The following is a 19104-nucleotide window of genomic DNA, read 5'->3' on the forward strand; positions in this document are numbered from 1 at the left end:
CGCAGCGCCTAGCGCCGGGCGGAAACCGGGGTGACGATGGGGACGACGAACTCCTCGATCATCGCCTTCTCGTCGGCGTCGTCTCGACCGGGGAACTGCAGCAGCGAGGCGATCACCCGCACCACCCAGCGCGCCCGGCGCTCCACGACGGCCGGGTCTTCGGGCCCGAGCGAACCGACGAACGCGGCGGCCAACGCGGTGATCACCTCGGACTGCCCGGCAACCTCGGCGCCGATCGGTGGCCGGCTGACGGCGAACCACGAAGCCAACGCGCTGCTGCCGCGAACCATCCGCAGCGTGGCGGTGATGCTGGCGACAAGCCGTTCCCGGGGGTCGTCGATGCCGCCGATCTGCTCCTTGATCGCGCGGCTGAGCCGGCGTGTTTCGCGGTGCACGTAGGCGGTGCGCAGAGCCTCCCGGTTCTCGAAGTACCGGTACAGCGTGGCGCGCGAACACCCTGCGGCCCTGGCGATCTCGTTCATGCCGATCGAAGTTTGGTCGCGTTCGGTGTAAAGCTGCTCGGCCGCGTCGAGGATCCGGTCCGCGGCGGCCTCGCTGCGGTGTGCGCCCAGCCAGTCGTTGGGCATCAGGACTTCACCCGAACCGGTACGGACAGCGGGCGCCGGACGTAACTGCCGCCCGACCAGACGATCGCGGACTCGTCCACCTCGAAATCCGGGCAGCGGGTGAGCAATTCGGTAAGGGCGACCCGAGACTGCATCCGCGCCGCGGCCGCGCCCAGGCAGTGATGTGCGCCGTGGCTGAAGGTCAGGATGTTGCGCGGGCGGCGGGTGACGTCGAGTTCGCCGGCGTCCTGCCCGTATTGACGCTCGTCCCGGTTCGCCGACCCATACAACAGCAACACCTTGCGACCGGCGGGGATGGTGGTGTCGCCGATCGTCACGTCGCGGGTGGTCGTGCGGGCCAGCCCCTGCACCGGCGAGGTCAGCCGCAGCAGCTCGTCCACGGCGTCGGGCATCAGGCCGAGATTCTCGACGAGAAGCCGTCGCTGGTCGGGCCGCTGATGCAGCAAAGGCATTGAGCCGCCCAGCATCCCGGTGGTGGTGTCGTTGCCCCCGGTCACCATGGTGAACGTGAACGCCAGCACCGACAGCACGCCCGCGTTGTCGCCGTCGGCGCCCACCCCGGCGGCCACCAGATGCGAGATGGTGTCATCCTCGGGCTCGCTGCGCCGGCGCTCGATCAGGTGAGTGAAGTAGGCCATCATCGACCCGACCGCATCGCCCACCGTTTCCAGCGCCCCGGCCAGGCCGCCCTCGGTGGTATTGGCCGCGACGATCACATCGGTCCACCAGTCGAATTGCACCCGGTCCGCCTCGGGGACACCGAGGTAGTGGGCGACCACCATCGAGGGGAGCGGTTTGAACAGCTCGGTCACGATGTCGCCGCCGCCGTCGGCGCGCAGCCGCTCGATGCGCTCGACGACGAACTCGCGCACCTTGGGCTCCACCGCCTCCACCTGGCGTGGCGTGAAGCCGCGGGAGACGAGTTTGCGAAACTCGGTGTGCACCGGCGGATCCTGCATCACAAACGGTGGATTGTCTTGCAGCCCAATCATTTCCAGGTCGCCGTAGTTGACCGTCAGGCCCTGCGCAGAGGAGAACGTCTCGTGATCGCGCGCGGCGGCCCACACGTCGGCGTGCCGGGACAGCACGTAGTAGTCGTGGTCGGGCCGGTTGGGCGGGACGACGTGATGCACCGGATCGTGGTCGCGAAGCGCGCGGTACATCGGCCAGGGATCCGCCCACGTCTCGGCGGTGGCCAGCTCGAACGTGACGGGCGCCTCGTGAGACATAACTGCTGCCATGTCTCATTCGTACGACAATCAAACGCTGATGTCAACCATTCAGCAGGGAGGTCCTTGAGCCGTGATGGCTTAGATCCGCATGAGCCGCTCGGCGTTGCCGTGTGCGATGGCGTTGCGCTGCTCCTCGGTGAGGGCCGCCTCGGTAAGGAAGGCCGCGACGTCGTCGCGTACGAGGTAGGGGAAGTCCTCGGAGTGGATGATCCGCTCGGCGCCAATCTCGTTGAGCATGTAGTTCAGCTGGTTGTGGTTGTACATGCCCGACGGCGTCGCCCAGACGTGTTCGCGGTAGTACTCGCTGACTGGGCGCTCCAGTTCGACACCCCAGGCGAAGGTCTCGTCGAGTCGGTCCAGCCAGCCGCCGACCAGTTCGCCCCAGTGCCCGCTGAGGAGCTTGAGGCCGGGGTGTCGATCCAACGCTCCGGACAGGATCAGCCGCACGATGTGGATACCGGCCTCGGCGTGCCACCCGAACGCCGGACCCGCGAACAGGAAATGTGCTGCCGCGGGCCAATTCCCCGCGTAGTAGGTCGTTGACACCGGGTTCGGCGGCATCCCGGGGTGGACGTAGATGGGCAGGTCGACGTCTTCGGCGGCGGTCAGTACGGGGTCGAACCGCGGGTGGTCGAGGAATAACCCGCCGCAGGTGCCCATGACGAGGGTGCCGACGAACCCCAGTTCGTTGACGCAGCGCTTCAATTCGTCGGCCGCAGCGGCGGGGTCGTGAAGCGGGAGTGTGGCGAATCCGCGGAACCGAGTGGGGTTCTCAGCGATCTGTTGCGCGAGTGCGTCGTTGACCTTCCGGCACAGCTCGACTGCGGCGGGATGGTCTAGGCTGCTCGGGCTGTTTCCACCGTGGGATACCACCTGGATGTCAATCCCGGCTCGGTCCATGTGTGCCAGTCGGTTGCCGCCTAGTCGTTCGGCGGAATCCTGGTCGGGCATGAACCCCTGCAGGAATTTGCCGAAACCTTGATCAGGAACGATGGCCCCCGGCCCGGTGAGTTCCAGGACGCGCGTGACGGCATCGGGGTGGTGGAAATGCTCTTCAACGGTGATCACGCGCATTGTGGTTCCTTAAGTCGCTGGAGACTCTCTAGTAGACGATATCGTCTACTGTAAGAGGCTCGTGACATCAGCACAACAGAGATCGAAATCAGCCGGGAAGGTCCCGGTAGCGGGGGCGAATATGGGTAGTGCCTCGACCGGTCCCCGCCGTCCCAGGCCTCGCGCGGGCCCGGCGCCATTGCGTTATGAGCGGGGACTTAATTCATGTCGTGTCAACGGGTTTGTACTCACGGACTTCCAGCCGGGCCATGTTCGGCACGCCGGCGACCTCCCAGTCTTTGACCGTTGCGACAGGCCCGAACAGATCGGCGGGCACATCAGGCGACAACGGTTGTCCAGTTAGCACGCGGCGCGGCCAGTCCCGGTTGGCCAGCGCGGGCTTGGCCAGGGCGACGACATCGGCGGTGCCGGAGTCGACGATCGTGGCGGCGTCGCGAGGGTCGTCGAGGTGGCCGTTGGCAATGATCGATAGCCCGCTGTACTGCTTGGCAAGAGCCGCCAGCGGCCTGCTGAGCGCACCGCCATGAATGATGCCGCACCGCTATCTAGCTGTGGCACAGGCCATTACGGGCCGTTTGAGGTGCAGCCGGTGAGAAAGGAGCCATGATGGGCCGCGAATCAGCGAAGCCCGCGATCGTGCTGGTGCACGGGGCCTTCGGAGATGGGTCGATCTGGAATCGCGTGATTCAGCGGCTCCAGCACGAGGGCTATCCGGTTGTCGCCTTCGCCAACCCGCTGCAGGGGGTGGCGGTCGATGCCGCCTACCTGCCCAGCGTGACGGCAAGAATCCAACGGCCGATGATCCTGGTGGCCCATTCCTACGGCGGAGCCGTCATTACGCAGGCCGGCGCGGATGACCCCATGGTGAAGGGCTTGGTATACGCGGCCGCGGTGATGCCGGCGGTTGGCGAGGCGGCAAGCCAGTTGCTCAGCCGGTACCCAGGCAGTTCTTTCCTGACGTCAGTCGAGCAAGTCGATTACCGGCTGCCCGGCGGAACGAGCGGCTCGTATCTGCTCTATCAGCCCGACAAGTTCCACAGCCAGGTCGCCGCCGACGTGCCCGCGAGCGAGGCCGCCTTGATGGTCGCCACGCAGCGCCCGATGAACGTGGCAGCGCTGAACGAGACGGTGACGGCCGCCGCGTGGATGAGCAAGCCAAGTTGGCAAATCAGGACCCTGCAAGATCTCGCGCTTCCGGTGGCGGAACAGAAATTCGAAGCCAATCGTGCCCGTTCCCAGGTTACTGAGGTGAACTCGTCGCACGCGGTCACGGTCTCTAACCCGGACGTCGTGGTCGAGGTCATCGCAGCGGCCGCCGCGGCCCCCGCCGCGCTGTGACTGGTGTGCAGCCGGCCGTCGAATGAGCGACCGACCTAGCGGCTCTATGCGAAGTCCGCAGCGGTTTTGATTGTTCCGACGCGCAGTCTGGCAAAACGTGCGGCGGCGCCCATCCGGCCAATAAAAGTTGATTTGCGAGAAATTATGCTATGTTCACGGCATGAGCGATCACGAATACACCTTCCACGTCCTGGACCCCGACGTGCACTACGTGGAGCAGGCCTTCGAGGTGTTCGCCTACCCGATGGGCGACATCACCGTGCGCCGCAAGCCCGACGCTGAACCCGTCGACGGGACCGCCCAGGTGATGGCTGTGCACCGCAGCGCCGTCGACTGGACTCTGGTCGCGGAATGGGCGGTCCTGAGCGAAAAGATCTCGCCCGCCGCCCGGCGGGTACTGGTATTGCCGTATCTGCCGAGCGCGCGCGGCGACAAGGACACACCCAGCCCCGCGGTCATCAACGCGACACTGGCTGCTGGCACCGGGATCACCGACATGATCACCATCGACCCGCACAGCCCTGTGTGGTTAACCGCCCTGCGCGCGGCCAACCCGAACATCGCTGTCCACGAGCTTCCCTTGCCCGGCATCGTCGCGCACGCACTGACAGCTGACAGCTCGGTCCGCCACCGCGGCGTTATCAGCCCCGACAAGGGTGCTGTGCACCGCGCCGGCGACGTCGCCGCACTGCTGGGCCTTCCGCTCTACGTGGCCAACAAGAACCGGGACCCCAAGACCGGGCACCTGACCAACTACTCCTTCGACGCCGACCTGGAGCCTGGTGCCTACCTGGTCGTCGACGACATCTTTGACGGCGGCGGCACGTTCGCGCTGCTGACTGGTGCGGTGCCCGACACGGTGACGCTCGATCTGTGGGTCACCCACGGTGGGTTCACCAAGCCGAACTTTTCCGCCGATGCCCGCGCGCCCTACCGCGGCATCTACACCACCAACTCGCTGTGGTCGGCGGTCGCCGCAGGACTGCAGGACAGCCACATTCAGGTCACTGACCTGCGCCCTTGGATCGTCGAGGCAGCCACCAACCTGGCCCAGCAGCACACCCGGTTAGCCCCAGCAGCCCAGAAGCGCTGATGAGCAACGTCTTTCGAAAGGAATCCCTCATGGACACCGTCATCGACCGGGTGGTAGACACCCTGCTGGCCACCGACGCGTACAAACTCGATCACCGCCGCCAATACCCCGCCGGCACCGAGGTGGTGTTTTCCAACCTCACCGCCCGCGGCACCCGCATCCCGGGCGTGGATGTGACCGTCTTCTTCGGGCTGCAGGCACTGCTCACCGAGATCACCGCACGATGGGATGAATTTTTCGCCCTCGAAGCCGCGGGCCTAGATGAGGTGCTGGCCGAATACGACCGGGTCGTCACAGACCTGCTGGGCGCCAACGACATCGGCGTCGAGCACTTCCGCGTCCTCCACGACATCGGACACCTGCCCCTACGGGTCAAGGCATTCCGCGAGGGCGCGCTGGTGCCGCTGCGGGTGCCGTATTTCACCGTGGAGAACACCGACCCCCGGGTGTTCTGGCTGACCAACTACTTTGAGACCGAACTGTCCGCCGAACTGTGGCAGCCAATCACCTCCGCCACCATCGCCTGGCTCAACCGCAGCCTGCTCGATGAACGCGCCGAGGCCTCCGGCGACCCGGCCGCAGTCGACGTCCAAGGCCACGATTTCTCCTGCCGCGGCATGGCCGGCATCGCTGCGGGTGCGGCCAGCAGCGCGGGGCACCTGCTCAGCTTCACCGGTACCGACACCGTGCGCGCGATCCGGTTCATCGAACGCTTCTACCCCGGAGACAACGGTGTCGTGGCGGGGTCGTGCCCGGCGACCGAACACAGCGTCATGTGCGCCGGCGGCCGAGGCAACGAGTTCGATACCTTCGCACGGCTACTCGAGCTGTATCCGAGCGGCACCCTGGCGGTCGTGTCCGACACCTGGGATCTGTGGCAGGTCTGCACCGACTTCCTGCCCAGGCTCAAAGACAAGATCCTGGCCCGCGACGGCAAACTCGTGATCCGACCCGACAGCGGTGACCCCGAACTCATCCTGTGCGGCGACCCCGCCGCCCCGCAAGGCAGCCCCGCCCGACACGGTGTTGTAAATCTACTCGCCGAGGTGTTCGGCACTGTCGTCAATGGCAAGGGCTACCGAGAACTCGACCCGCACATCGGCGCGATCTACGGCGATTCCATCACCTTCGAGCGCGCGGACGCGATCACGGCCAATCTGATGCAGCAGGGATTCGCCTCCACCACAGTGGTTTTCGGCTACGGCAGCTACACCTACCAGTACCAGACCCGCGACACCTTCAAGATGGCGATGAAAGCCACCTGGGTGCAGGTCAACGACCAAGGCCGCGACATCCAGAAAGATCCGGTCACCGACGACGGCACCAAGAAATCCGCGACCGGTCGCCTGGCGGTGCGCCGGGCGGTGGACGGCCGGCCATACCTGATCGAGCACGCCACCGCCGAGCAGGAAGCCGACCAAGAACTGCAGCTGGTCTACGAGGACGGAAAACTGTTGCGGCAGAGCTCGTTCGCCGACGTGCGCGACACGCTGCGCTACGAGACCAGCCTACATCAGCGGCGAGTATCCGGAAGGGAATTCTGATGGGATCCATGCGGGAAACCAACCTCGCCTATCAAGACGGCGAACACCCCATCCACGGCACCTGGTTGTCCGTCGACGTTGTCGCGCTGACCCAGGACTCCGACGCGGTCCGGGTCGCGTTGATCACCCGCGCTGGCGAACCCCACCGCGGCGCAACGACCTTGCCCGGTGGTCTGCTTGCCGCCTGGAATCAAGAAACTGTAGAGCAAGCCGCCCGGCGGGTGGTGTCAGAGAAGGTCGGCGTCGACATCGTCGGAGGCGTCGCCATTCTCGACGTCGTCAGTGACCCCGGCCGCGATGAACGCGGACACACCGTGTCGATCGTCGTCGCCGCCCGCATCCCCGCCGACACCCCCGGTGCGGCACGCATCAACCACGTCCCCGACGAGATGCCGTTCGGGCACTCGGCGATAGTCCGAAAAGCGTTGGCCAAGATCAACACCGGATTGTTCACGGATGCCGAGCTGACCTATGCGCTGCTCGGCGAGACCACCACCATGGCGGAGGTGTTGGCGCTGGCGCGGGCCTGCGACCCGTCGGTCAGCGAGAGCGCTATAGGATCGCGGCTGCGGCGCTGCGGCCTGTACGCCCCAGATCCCGACCGCAGCCGCAAACCCGTCGTCGGCGCCGGACGCCCCGCACTGGTGTTCATCAAAACCCAGGCGGTACATACATGATCCGTAACCGGCTTTGGCTGTCCCCGATTTGGCTGCAAGTCCTGGTCCGCGGTTCGACCTTCGCAATCGTGATCGGGGCCGTCATGTGGGTGCTCTATCCGATGTTCATCTACCGGATGGGGTGGTTGCTGGCGGCTGTGTCGGTGATGGCGCTGTGCGTGGCCGCAACCGCGGCGGCGGTGTACTTTCAGCGCGCGGTGCGCCGACGCTACGTGCAGGCACTCGGTGGACTTGACCAACCAGGCGCGCTAGGTGCGCTCGAAGCATTGCGAACGGGCACAGTGCCTGACGATCCTGACGTGCTGGCCGCCGCGATCCGCGTCGGCACCCTGGCCCAGGCTTACCGACGCCAGACGACCCGGCGCCAGCGCGTCGGGCAATGGCTGGTGCCCGCGGTGTTGATCACCTGGGGAGCCGTGAACCTCTTCCGTCTCCCCGTCGTGTTCGGAGGGTTTCTCATCGCGGTCGGCCTTTGGTGGGTGTTCGGACTGCTGGCCATCGCGCGCCGGCGTCGCACGACCGACGAGAACATGCTCGCGCTACGTGCGGCCGCTCCGGACCCGGCTCAAGCCGATGACATCGACGCGGCGTCATTGCCGCGGGCGCGCACGGGGCGAACCTCGGCGACTCTCGCTGTCCTGGTTATCGCTTTTATGTCATTGGTTTGGCTGGTCGGGTACTCGCAGCCGCAGTGCAACACTGTCGGTGCCATGATGGACCTGGTGTATGACCAGCGGGCGCTGGCCGACCCGCAGAACATGACCCGCGGCGAACCCGACCTGGCCGCCTACCGAGCCTGGTCCGCCCAGCTGCATCGCTACGCCGAACAAGTCTCAGACCCCAAACTAGCGCCGGGACTTCGTCGCATTGCCGATCTGTCCGACCAGGCTGTCACCCAGTTCGCCCAGTCCCGCGACAATCTCGTCGGTGCCCGGCCCGACTACAGCCTGGCGGATCAGCAGCGGGCGTTCAGCGCCACGATGTCTGCGCTGTTCGCTGAAGAGAAAGCGGTCGGGGCCCTCTGCTTCACCCACCACTGAAGGAGCCAGCACCGAGATGGTCAACGGTGGCGATCACGGGTTAGCTGTCCGAACACAGTTCTACAACAACGCTTTACGCTTGCTGGCACATTGAAGACGGAGACCGAATGATCAAAGTACTTACGGTGTGTGCTACGGCGACGCTGCTCGTCGCATGCAGCACAAGCAACCACCCGAGCGCGGCGACCTCCTCGTCGCTCGTCACCTCGTCTGCGTCGCCTGTCCCACCAGCAGCGACATTCTCGACTGCGGTGCCCGCGGGGGTGGACAACGCCTGCGAACACGCGACACCCAGCGCTCAACAACTCACCGGGGATTGGACGGACTCCGGCGAGGTCGTCAGCACTCTCGGCGGCGACTACACCCTCAAGTCGAGCAATGGCCGAACGGGTGTGTGGAGCTACATGCCGTGGTCATCAACACCCGGCAAAAACAGCATGCCCGCCGGTGAAGAGAACCAGTGTGTGCTCTGGCTGCACTGGCAATCCCAGTCACCGATGGACCTCGTGTATGTGCCGCTAAAAGCCACCCCCGATTCCCTCGAACTGAGCTATGTGGGCCGAGGCAACACACTGCACTGGACGCGCCCGTCGGCCTAGCCCGGTCAGTGCTAACTTCAGCGACGCACCTAACGGAGGGGCGCGTGGGTGCGCCACGAAGGTTCAGAACCTACAAGTCGACATCGACTGCCCGGCCAGCCGGGGCGCTCCGGTGAGAGCATCAGATGCCCGCGCCCGGATTCAGGATGCCCGTCGGATCCAGGGCCTGCTTGATGCGCCGGTTGAGATCCATCACCTCGGGCCCGAGGTAGCCGGCCAGCCATGGCCGCTTCAGCCGGCCGACGCCGTGCTCGCCGGTGATCGTGCCGCCGAGCCCGACGGCGAGGTCCATGATTTCGCCGAACGCGAGATGGGCCCGCTCGGTCATCGCGGCGTCTGCGGGGTCGTACACGATCAGGGGGTGGGTGTTGCCGTCACCGGCGTGGGCGATCACCGAGATGGTCAGGTCACGTTCGGTCGCGATCCGCGCGATGCCGGTGACGAGTTCGGCCAATGCCGGCAGGGGCACCCCGACGTCCTCGAGCAGCAGCGACCCCTTCGCCTCCACCGCGGGAATGCAGAACCGGCGGGCCGCGACGAACGCCTCGCCCTCGTCGGGATCGTCGGTCGAAAATACCTCCGCTGCACCGCATTCCGCGAACACGGCGGCCATCACCGAAGCGTCCTCGCTGCCCGCACGCCCCCTTTCATCGGAGCCGGCCACCAGCATGGCCGCCGCGCCGCGATCCAGGTCCATGCGCAGGGTGTCCTCGACGGCGTTGATCGCCACCGAATCCATGAACTCCAGCATCGAGGGGCGCAGCCGCGCGGTGACCCCGAGAACCGCCGCGACGGCCGCCTCGACCGTCGCGAAGGAGGCCACCACGACGCTGGACGCGTTCTGCTTGGGCACCAGCCGCAGCGTGACCTCGGTGACGACGCCCAGGGTGCCCTCGCTGCCGACGAAAAGCTTTGTCAGCGAAAGCCCCGCCACGTCTTTGAGCCGGGGGCCGCCGAGCCGGACCGCCGTGCCGTTGGCCAGCACCACCTGCATGCCCAGCACATAGTCGGTGGTGACGCCGTACTTCACGCAGCACAGCCCACCGGCGTTGGTGGCGATGTTGCCGCCGATGCTGCAAATCTCGAACGACGACGGATCGGGCGGGTACCACAGGCCGTGCTCGGCGGCCGCCTTCTTGACCTCGGCGTTGAACAATCCGGGCTGACAGACCGCGGTGCGGGTCACCGGATCGACGGTGATGTCGCGCATCTTCTCCGTCGACAACACGATGCCGTTGTCCAGCGCGGTCGCCCCGCCGGACAGGCCGCTGCCGGCCCCGCGGGTCACCACCGCGACTCCGTGCGCGCACGCCCAGCGCAGCGCGGTCTGCACGTCTTCCGTGCGGCGCGGGCGGACGACGGCCAACGGTTTGCCGGCCGACGGGTCGAAGGCGCGGTCCTGGCGGTAGCCCTCGGTGACGGTCGGGTCGGTGACGACCATGCCGTCGGGCAGGCCTGCAATCAGCTCGGCCAGCGGGTCCGCGGTCACGAGGCGCTCACGGGACCGATCTTAAGGGCCCGGTTGCGCTGTACCGTCCAGCGTGCAGGAGAAGCGCAAAATCCTCGGCGAGTGACTCACGGCGGCGACTGGCGGCTGGTCTCCAACGCCGGCGCGCGGTCCAGTTCCCGCAGTGACGGCAACGTGGTCGCAACCAGCCCGATCAGCAGGATCGGCACCGCCAACGCCAGGAACGTGACCTGCAATCCGGCCGCATCGGCGAGCGGACCGGCCACCAGCAGGCCCAACGGCCCCGCGGCGTAGGTCAGGCCCGCCATCACCCCGACCACGCGGCCGCGCAGGTGATGCGGCGCCCGGGTCTGCATGACGTAGTTGTAGATGGGTTGGATCGGCCCGTACACCAGGCCGGTCACACCGCACAGCATCAGGATGATCGGCAGGGGCGGCAGGAAGGCGATGCCGACCGTGGCGGCGCCGAACGTGAGGGTCGCCGTCAGCACCGCCGTACGCCGACGGGTGTGTCTCGACAGCACCGCGTAGCCGAGCGCGCCCGCCACGCCGCCGACCGCCAGCGCCATCAAGGCCCAACCCAGCTGGGCGGGTTGGTGCCGGTCGGCGAAATACTTTGGGAACAGCACGCTTTCCATCGGCAGGTAGAGCGCGGTCACGGCCAGGTCGATGAGACCGAGCGTCCGCAGCACCCGCAGCCTCCACACGAACCGCAGTCCTTCGGCAATCCCGGACACCAGGCCGTCCGGGCGGGTCGCGTGGTGCGGTCTTCCGGCCCCCTCGAGCCGCAGCGCGCCAATCGCCAGGAGGGACAACCCGAAACAGCCCGCCGTGAACCACATGGTGTTGACGCCGCCAACCGTCGCGATCATGAGGCCGCCGATGCCCGGCCCCACCATGAATCCGAGATTGAGCACGGCCTCGTAGATGCTGTTGGTGCGGTCCAGCGACCAGTCCGCGCGGGCCGCGGCCTCCGGCAGCATCGACTGGCGTGCGGTCGTCCCCGCCGGGTCGAAGGCCGCCGCGCAGAACCCCAGCACCGCCAGCTCGACGACGTTGATCGCGTCGGCCCCCAGCAGCGAGGCGGTCAGCGGGACGGCGGCAACCGCCGCGCACGACAACGAATCGGAGACCAACGACACGCGACGACGCCCCACCAGGTCGACCGCGGTTCCCGCGACCAGCGTCGAAAGCACCAGCGGCAACGTCATCGCGGCGGCCACAAGCGACGCGTCCCGGGCGCGGTCCTGGTGCTGCAACGCCAGCCAAGGGAAGGCGATGATCGAGATGCCGGTGCCCGTCGTCGCCAACAGGGTGGCGAACAGGATCAGCAGTGCCGGGCCGCGGCTCGAATGGCTCATGGGTATCCCGGGGAGAATTTAGCCGCTGATCCGCGCCCGAACCACCGAATATTCGGGGCGTTCGGCCGGCACGCACCGGCGGACTGCAGGATGTTGATGTGCTCGTCCACCCTCGTACCGGCCAGGCGTTCGATTCTCCCGTGGTCCCCGGCACCGGTTGGCCGGGTGATCCGGCGACCCCGCAGACCCCGGTGGCCTCCGACGCCACACAGGTCGCCGCGTTTGCCGCGCGGGCCGCGTCGATCCCGGAACTCGACGCCTTGAGCAGCGTCTGCCGCGCGTGCCCGCGGCTGGTCGACTGGCGCGAGGACGTCGCCGCGCTCAAGCGCCGCGCCTTCGCCGACCAGCCGTATTGGGGCCGGCCGGTGCCGGGCTGGGGCTCGCAACGCCCGCGGCTGCTCATTGTCGGGTTGGCGCCCGCCGCGCACGGGGCCAACCGCACCGGGCGCATGTTCACCGGAGACCGGTCCGGCGATCAGCTGTACGCGGCCCTGCACCGGGCCGGGCTGGTGAACCAGCCGACCAGCGTTGATGCCGCGGATGGGTTGCGGGCCAACGGGGTTCGGATCGCCGCGCCGGTGCGGTGCGCTCCTCCGGCAAACGCCCCTACGCCGGCGGAACGGGACACCTGTTGGCCCTGGCTGGAAGCCGAATGGCGGCTGGTGTCCGAGCACGTTCGCGTCATCGTGGCTCTGGGCGGGTTCGCGTGGCAGATCGCGCTGCGCCTGCCGGGCGCGTCCGCGATGCGCAAGCCGCGGTTCGGCCACGGGGTCGTGGCGCAATTCGCGCCGGGTGTGCGGTTACTCGGCTGTTACCACCCCAGCCAACAAAACATGTTTACCGGTAGGTTGACACCAGCAATGCTCGACGACGTTTTCCGGGACGCGAAAAGGCTGGCAGGGATTAAGTGACTGACGTTCTGATTTCCGGCGCCAGTGTGGCCGGTATGACCACGGCCTATTGGCTTACGCAGCATGGCTGTTCGGTGGCCGTCGTGGAGCGCTCCCTGGGCCTCCGGCGTGGAGGTCAGGCGATCGACGTGCGAGGTCCGGCGCTGACCGTGTTGGAACGAATGTCGTTGCGGGGTGCGGCCGATGGTTTGCGCACGCGCATCCGCGGCGCGTCCGTGGTCGACCGCGACGGCAACGAGCTGTCCCGAGACACCGAATCGACACCAACCGGCGGTGTGATCGATAGTCCCGACATCGAGTTGCTCCGGGACGACCTCATCGAATTGCTCTATGACGCAACGAAACTCGGCGTCGAATATCTCTTCTACGACAGCATCGCGGCGTTGGACGACGACGGGACTGCGGTGACGGCCACCTTCGATCGGGGCGACGTTCGCAGGTTCGACTTGGTTATCGGCGCCGACGGGTTGCATTCCAACGTGCGCGGACTGGTTTTCGGTCCCGAGGAGCAGTTCATCGAGAGATTGGGCACCCATGCGGCGATCTTCACCGTGCCCAATTTCTTGGACTTGGATTACTGGCAGACCTGGCATTACGGGGACTCCACCATGGCCGGGGTATACAGCGCGCGCAACAACACCGAGGCCCGGGCCATGCTCGGCTTCATGGACCCCGACCTGCGGATCGACTATCGCGATACCGAGGCGCAATTCGCCGAACTGGATCGACGGATGGCCGACGACGGCTGGGTGCGCCCCCAATTGTTGGAGTACATGCGAGAGGCGTCGGACTTCTACTTCGACGAGATGTCGCAGATCAAAATGGACCGCTGGTCCAAGGGCAGGGTGGCGCTGGTTGGTGACGCGGGGTATTGCTGTTCGCCGTTGTCGGGACAGGGGACCAGCGTCGCGCTGCTGGGCGCCTACATCCTGGCCGGGGAGCTCAAGGCCGCAACCCAGGACGGAGTGGTCGACTACGAACTCGCCTTCACCAACTACCACAACGAGTTCAACGACTACGTCAAGCGGAACCAGTGGCTGGTCGTCGACAACATTCCCGGCGGGGCGCCGATCCCGCAGGAGGTTTTCGACCGGATCGTGAATTCAATCGATTTCAAGGACTACTGACCGGCCGGGAACGTTCCCGGGCCAAAAGGCGTTGATGCACGCGTGCGTCTTTCCGTCCTTGACCTCGTCCCGGTGCGCACCGACCAGACGACCGCAGATGCGCTGGCGGCGACAGTGCAGCTGGCGCAGGCCGCGGATCGGCTGGGTTTCACGCGCTACTGGCTCGCCGAGCACCACAACATGCCGTCTGTCGGGGCCACCAGCCCGCCGGTCCTGATCGCCTATCTGGCCGCGCAAACGACACAGCTGCGCCTGGGGTCCGGCGGCGTGATGCTGCCCAATCACGCGCCGCTGGCGGTGGCCGAGCAGTTCGCGCTGCTGGAAGCCGCCGCCCCGGGCCGCATCGACCTCGGCATCGGCCGAGCGCCCGGCTCCGACCCGGTGACCTCCTATGCGCTGCGCGGGTCCCGCGGCGACGAAGACATCGAGAACTTCCCTGAATACCTCGACGACGTCGCGGCGCTGATGAGCGCGCGCGGCGTGGTGGTGCCGCTGCGGTCGGGGGACTACCGGCTCAAGGCCACTCCGGCCGCCGCCGGTGAGCCGCGCCTGTGGTTGCTGGGCTCGTCGATGTACTCGGCGCACCTGGCCGCCGCCAAGGGCTTGCCGTACGTGTTCGCGCACCACTTCTCCGGCCAGGGGACCGAAGAGGCGCTGAAGGTCTACCGGTCGCGGTTCAAGCCGAGCGCCGTGGCCGCCGAGCCGGTGACGTTCCTGACGGTGAACGCCGCCGTCGCCGAAACCCGCGAAGAGGCAACGGCATTGATGCTGCCCAACCTGCAGATGATGGCGAAGCTGCGCACCGGCCAGCCACTCGGCCCGGTGCCGCTCGTCGAGGAGGCCGAAGGCGCTGAGCTGACGCCGCAGCAACAGCACATCGTGGACAGCGGGCTGCGGCGGGCGGTCCTCGGTACGCCCGCCGAGGCCGCCGAACAGCTGCGGGCGCTGGCGCAGCAGTTCGACGTCGACGAGGTGATGGTCAACCCCGTCGCCTCGGCCCACCGCGGCACCGACCCGGCCACCGCGCCGGCACGGGTCGCGACGCTGGAACTGCTGGCCAAGGAGTTGTTCTAGTCGGTCAGTCCGACACGGCCGACGGCTCGGAATCCGACGACCCCGCAAAGGCGCCCCTGGCGGTGATCCAGCGCCGCAGATCGTCGGGCGCCAGCGGGGGGCTATGCACCAATCCCTCGGTGATGGTGCAGCCGCAACCCCGCAGGACATTCAGGGTGACCTCGTCTTCGACCCCCTCGGCGACGACGTCGGCGCCCAGGTTGTCGGCCAAAGCCACCGTGGACTGCACGACGGCGACCGCTTGGGGATCCTGGGCGAGCCGCGCCACGAATCGCCTGTCCAGTTTTAGCTCGTCGACCGACACGTCCTGCAGCAGGGCCAGCGACGACCAGCCGGTGCCGTAGTCGTCCAGCGAGATCCGCACGCCAAGAAGTTGCAGGGCGGCGACGGTTTTGCGGGATCGCTCCGAATCGACAAGGGCGCTCTCGGTGATCTCGATGATCAGCGCCTCGGGTGGCAGGGCGTGGGTACGGAGTAGCCGCTCAATGGTGACCGCGAGGTCGAGGTCGAGCAGGTTCGTTGTCGACAGATTCACCGCAACGGTCAGCGGGATTCCCCCGTCGCGCCAGGACCGAACCTGCTCCAGCGCGAGGTTGATGGTGCGGTTGGCCACGGCGCGCATCAACCCGGCACGCTCGGCGGCTGGGATGAACTCTTCCGGCGCCAATAACCCGTGGACGGGATGCTGCCAGCGCAGCAACGCCTTCACGCTGTGGACGCCGCCGTCGTGCGCGTTGACCTTGGGCTGGTAGTGCAGTTCCAACTGATCACCGTCGATCAGCGCGGCGCGCAGCTCGCCGACGAGGTTGGGATCGTGGTCGCGATCGACCTCGAACGCGGACTCGTAAACCGCGATCCTGCTGATCGCGGACTTGGCGTGCGGGATCGCCGCCTCGGCGCGATGCAACAGTTGCTGCGGATGCTCACAGTCATCGGGGTAGAGAGCAATCGCGATGCAGGCATCGATCTGCACACTGATCGCATCGAGTTCGAATGGGACGCTCATCCCCTCGAGCAACCGGCCCGCGTAGGCACGGGCGGCCAGCAGGTCCGAACCATCGCCGAGCAGTACGGCGAATTCTTCGTCACTGACACGCGCGAGCAGCTCATCACGACCCACATAGTGCGCGAGGCGATTTGCGATGTGCCACAACAGCTCGTCACCGAAGTGACGGCCGACCGAATCGTTGATCTCGCGCAGCTTGTGGAGGTGAAGCAACAGCAGCGCGCGGTGCGACGAGGCCCTGACCGTAGGCGCCAAATCGGACAGGGAGGTCAGCGCCGTCGCCAAGGACCGCCGATTGGGCAAGGTGGTCACTTCGTCGGTCATCGCCTGCTGGTGGGCTTCGGCCAGCGCGCTGACATCCCTGAAGGTCACCGCGAACCGCGCGGCGACCGCGACGAGGCTGAACGCGGCGAGCGTCGAACCGAGCCTCGAATCGTGGCCCACGATGACCACGCCGAGGGCCAAGACGGTGCACGTCACCGGGACGACGTAGAGGCCAAGGCCGCGCCGCGACGCCGGTGCTGACGATTCACGCGCCCAGCTGGCAATCGCCACCAACAGCGACGAAGCCGGCCACAGCGCGTCAAGCGTGTTGCCTACCTGGTACGTGCCAGCTGACGTCTGAAACAGGTATGCGGTGTCGGCGAGCGCGAAACCGACCAGCCCGACAACAAGGAATCCCCAGCGAAACTTGCTGCGCCAGCTCAGGATTGGCAGCATTCCGACGGCCAGGGCCAGCAGCACGAGATCACCCCACGGGTAGACCAGACCCACCAGCACGGTAGCCGGTACCCGCGCCGCGGCGGCGTGCATGGGCCCGGCCCGCAGCGCCGCCCCCAGCGCGGCTACGGCCAACGCGCACACCAGGGAGTCGAGCCGGATCGGCACGGGAACCCGTTTCAGCCGCGAGCGCAACAACAGCAGAATCCCGGCATAGACGAACGGATAGAACGCCAGGTACTCGGGATCTGCAACGGACGGCGACTGGGCATTCGGCACCCACAACGCGTAGGCGACGTCGCCGAGGGCCGACAACGCCATGCCGGCCGCGATCAGAGACCACGCGAGCCGGTCGGTCTCGGAGCGGTATGTCCGCCACCAAATCAGCCCGGCCGCCAGCAGGTTCAAAGCGGGATATAGGACTTTGGTGAAGAAGACGCTATGGCTCGCATGCGGGAAGAGGACGCTGGTCAGCGTGAGGGTGATGACGCCGATAGTCAAGAAAGCCAGAGCGATTCGGACTCCCGTGGGTGGCCACTGAACGCCGTCAGGGCCATCCTGCGATGGCATCCGTCTCGGCGTCGTCGCATCTGGTGACGGCCGGAAAATGGGGTCGGTGCTTGTCTTGGCGCCGGCGACTGCCACCGGGGGTGCCCCGACCAGCTGCGTGGCCGAGAACGAGTACGGCAACGACAAGTCGGGCATAAAACTGCGAATGCATTGGCCACCTTCGCGTTTCGCGGTATACATGGCCAGATCCGCGTGCCGGAGGAGTTGCTCGACGTTGCAGTCCGACGCGGCTGTGGCCGCGGTGAAGCCGACACTCGGTCGGACCGTTATCGGAACGCCGTCGATCAGAATCGGGGCGTTGAACGCCTCGAGAACTCGGTGTGCCGCCGCTTGTGACTCCTCGACGGAACCTTCCAGCAGCACGGCGAATTCGTCGCCGCCGAGGCGAGCGATGACGCAGTTGTCGCCCAAGGTGGCGGTCAGCCGCCCGGCGACTCGGACCAGCAGCTCGTCGCCGGCGGGGTGGCCCAGGGCGTCGTTGACCGACTTGAAGTTGTCGAGGTCGAGGCACAGCACGCCGATGCTCGCGACATCGCAATCGCACCGGGCGACGGCCTCTTCCAATCGCTGCAGGAAATAGGCGCGATTGACCAGGCCCGTGAGGCTGTCGCGAAACGCCTCCCGCGCGACCTCGGACAGCAGGGTTTGGTTCTCCATCAACACCACGAACTGCCGGGCGAGCACCGCGGCTGTCAAGATTCCCAGCGCAATCCACAACGGTCCGTGCGCCAGCAGCTCCGCCGCGTGGTCCAATCCGACGGCGCATGCCACCAGCAGGGGCAGATAGGGCAGCCAGAGCCGGGTACGCGAACGAATTTCGTCGTCGCGCGATGCGGGCACCGCGGACTCCCCGACGCTCGAAAGCGCGGCCAGCGCGATCATGGTCAGGCCGGTCACCCGGCCCAACTCAACCGGGTCGTTGACGTGATAGCTCCCGATCCCCGTCCTGAACACCGCCGCCAGGTCGGCAATGCTGATCGTCGCCACTCCGCCGGCCAGCAGGTTGCGGCTCGGCGCGTCGCCGCGACTGCTGCGGGCCAGCATCAGTATTGCGATTGTCAGCAGGACGACGTCGTTGAAGACTTCGGGCAGCGTTGTCAGCTGTGAGCCGCTGTCCTCGCGCAGCTGCTTGTCGATGACGAAGACCCATGACACCGCGAACAGTGACGTCGCCACAATGAGCCCGTCGAGCCACAGTCGCCGCGGACTGTGACGGGACAGGCGTGACAGCAGCACCAGCGAGGCAAAGGCGCCGAGTGGCCAGCTTAGGAGCACGATCTCGGCGGTCGCGGGGTGCTTGGCATGGGCCAATTCCGGACGCACCTCGTAAACCGCCCAGATCACCTCACCGACCGCCCAGCCCACCAGGGCCGTGACCATGGCCAGCCATCCGCCCCGTTGCCGGGCGGACGCGGACCGGGCCGCGTAACCGGCACACGCCGCCGCGACCAGCAGCCACACCGCCGTTACTATTTCGTCGACCGGCCGTGTCGCGTAGCGGCCCTCCCAGTCACCGATCCAGGACGCAAGAAGCAGCATCGCCGCCAAGCCGTAGCCGCCGACGAAAAGCCAGCCGACGCGCGCGGGCAGTCCGAGGCGCCGCCACGGATTTCCCGTCCAGGGTTTCATGCCCGCTCCAGCCGATACCGCACCTGCAATGAGCAGTCAACTGTTCATTGCGTG

General features: G+C 66.8%; 15 protein-coding genes. 9 read left to right on the top strand and 6 right to left on the bottom strand.

Annotated features, from left to right (window positions below):
• Positions 1-8 precede the first annotated feature (8 nt).
• The 3 genes from ACEL92_RS07335 to ACEL92_RS07345 all read right to left on the bottom strand — a co-directional run bounded on the left by ACEL92_RS07335 (position 9) and on the right by ACEL92_RS07345 (position 2893).
• Positions 9-587: a TetR/AcrR family transcriptional regulator gene (locus tag ACEL92_RS07335; protein ID WP_374024958.1), complete on the bottom strand. Its 579-nt coding sequence runs from the start codon at positions 585-587 to the stop codon at positions 9-11.
• Positions 587-1828 (bottom strand): cytochrome P450, encoded by a 1242-nt coding sequence (locus tag ACEL92_RS07340; protein ID WP_374024959.1) that lies wholly within the window; start codon positions 1826-1828, stop codon positions 587-589. The genes ACEL92_RS07335 and ACEL92_RS07340 overlap by 1 nt, the downstream gene beginning before the upstream one ends.
• Positions 1829-1897: 69 nt before the next feature.
• A complete protein-coding gene (locus ACEL92_RS07345) occupies positions 1898-2893 on the bottom strand; it encodes an amidohydrolase family protein (protein ID WP_374024960.1) in 996 nt (331 codons plus the stop codon).
• Between the two features lie 606 nt (positions 2894-3499).
• On the opposite strand from ACEL92_RS07345, the gene ACEL92_RS07350 reads away from it, so the two are divergent.
• The 6 genes from ACEL92_RS07350 to ACEL92_RS07375 all read left to right on the top strand — a co-directional run bounded on the left by ACEL92_RS07350 (position 3500) and on the right by ACEL92_RS07375 (position 9184).
• On the top strand, positions 3500-4231 hold the full coding sequence (locus ACEL92_RS07350) for an alpha/beta fold hydrolase (RefSeq protein WP_374024961.1): 732 nt from the start codon (positions 3500-3502) through the stop codon (positions 4229-4231).
• 160 nt (positions 4232-4391) lie between these two features.
• A complete protein-coding gene (locus ACEL92_RS07355) occupies positions 4392-5324 on the top strand; it encodes a ribose-phosphate pyrophosphokinase (protein ID WP_374024962.1) in 933 nt (310 codons plus the stop codon).
• A 29-nt stretch (positions 5325-5353) separates the two neighbouring features.
• Complete coding sequence (locus tag ACEL92_RS07360) at positions 5354-6868, top strand: nicotinate phosphoribosyltransferase (protein ID WP_374024963.1); 1515 nt, start codon at positions 5354-5356, stop codon at positions 6866-6868.
• Positions 6868-7545 carry an NUDIX domain-containing protein gene (locus ACEL92_RS07365; RefSeq protein WP_374024964.1) on the top strand — a complete coding sequence of 226 codons (678 nt, stop codon included), beginning with the start codon at positions 6868-6870 and terminating at the stop codon, positions 7543-7545. The genes ACEL92_RS07360 and ACEL92_RS07365 overlap by 1 nt, the downstream gene beginning before the upstream one ends.
• Positions 7546-7613: 68 nt before the next feature.
• Positions 7614-8585: a hypothetical protein gene (locus ACEL92_RS07370; RefSeq protein WP_374024965.1), complete on the top strand. Its 972-nt coding sequence runs from the start codon at positions 7614-7616 to the stop codon at positions 8583-8585.
• A gap of 107 nt (positions 8586-8692) precedes the next feature.
• Positions 8693-9184, top strand: coding sequence for a hypothetical protein (locus ACEL92_RS07375; RefSeq protein WP_374024966.1), 492 nt, complete (start codon positions 8693-8695; stop codon positions 9182-9184).
• A 121-nt stretch (positions 9185-9305) separates the two neighbouring features.
• Here the strand turns inward: ACEL92_RS07375 and ACEL92_RS07380 are convergent, their stop codons facing one another.
• Entirely contained in the window at positions 9306-10673 is a 1368-nt protein-coding gene (locus ACEL92_RS07380; RefSeq protein ID WP_374024967.1) for an FAD-binding oxidoreductase, read from the bottom strand.
• An 86-nt stretch (positions 10674-10759) separates the two neighbouring features.
• On the bottom strand, positions 10760-12013 hold the full coding sequence (locus ACEL92_RS07385; protein ID WP_374024968.1) for an MFS transporter: 1254 nt from the start codon (positions 12011-12013) through the stop codon (positions 10760-10762).
• An 83-nt stretch (positions 12014-12096) separates the two neighbouring features.
• Between ACEL92_RS07385 and ACEL92_RS07390 the strand changes: the two genes are divergently transcribed.
• From ACEL92_RS07390 to ACEL92_RS07400, 3 genes are read left to right on the top strand one after another with little or no spacing between them, the layout of a single operon-like run.
• Complete coding sequence (locus ACEL92_RS07390) at positions 12097-12924, top strand: uracil-DNA glycosylase (protein WP_374026117.1); 828 nt, start codon at positions 12097-12099, stop codon at positions 12922-12924.
• Positions 12921-14051, top strand: coding sequence for an FAD-binding protein (locus ACEL92_RS07395; RefSeq protein WP_374024969.1), 1131 nt, complete (start codon positions 12921-12923; stop codon positions 14049-14051). The genes ACEL92_RS07390 and ACEL92_RS07395 overlap by 4 nt, the downstream gene beginning before the upstream one ends.
• A gap of 42 nt (positions 14052-14093) precedes the next feature.
• The gene (locus tag ACEL92_RS07400) at positions 14094-15125 is read left to right on the top strand and encodes an LLM class flavin-dependent oxidoreductase (protein ID WP_374024970.1); all 1032 of its coding nucleotides are present in this window, start codon (positions 14094-14096) and stop codon (positions 15123-15125) included.
• A gap of 4 nt (positions 15126-15129) precedes the next feature.
• Here ACEL92_RS07400 and ACEL92_RS07405 read toward each other — a convergent pair whose 3' ends face one another.
• Positions 15130-19050 (bottom strand): diguanylate cyclase domain-containing protein, encoded by a 3921-nt coding sequence (locus ACEL92_RS07405; RefSeq protein WP_374024971.1) that lies wholly within the window; start codon positions 19048-19050, stop codon positions 15130-15132.
• Positions 19051-19104 lie beyond the last annotated feature (54 nt).

This window comes from Mycobacterium hainanense, from assembly GCF_041890355.1.
GTDB classification, from domain to species: domain Bacteria; phylum Actinomycetota; class Actinomycetes; order Mycobacteriales; family Mycobacteriaceae; genus Mycobacterium; species Mycobacterium hainanense.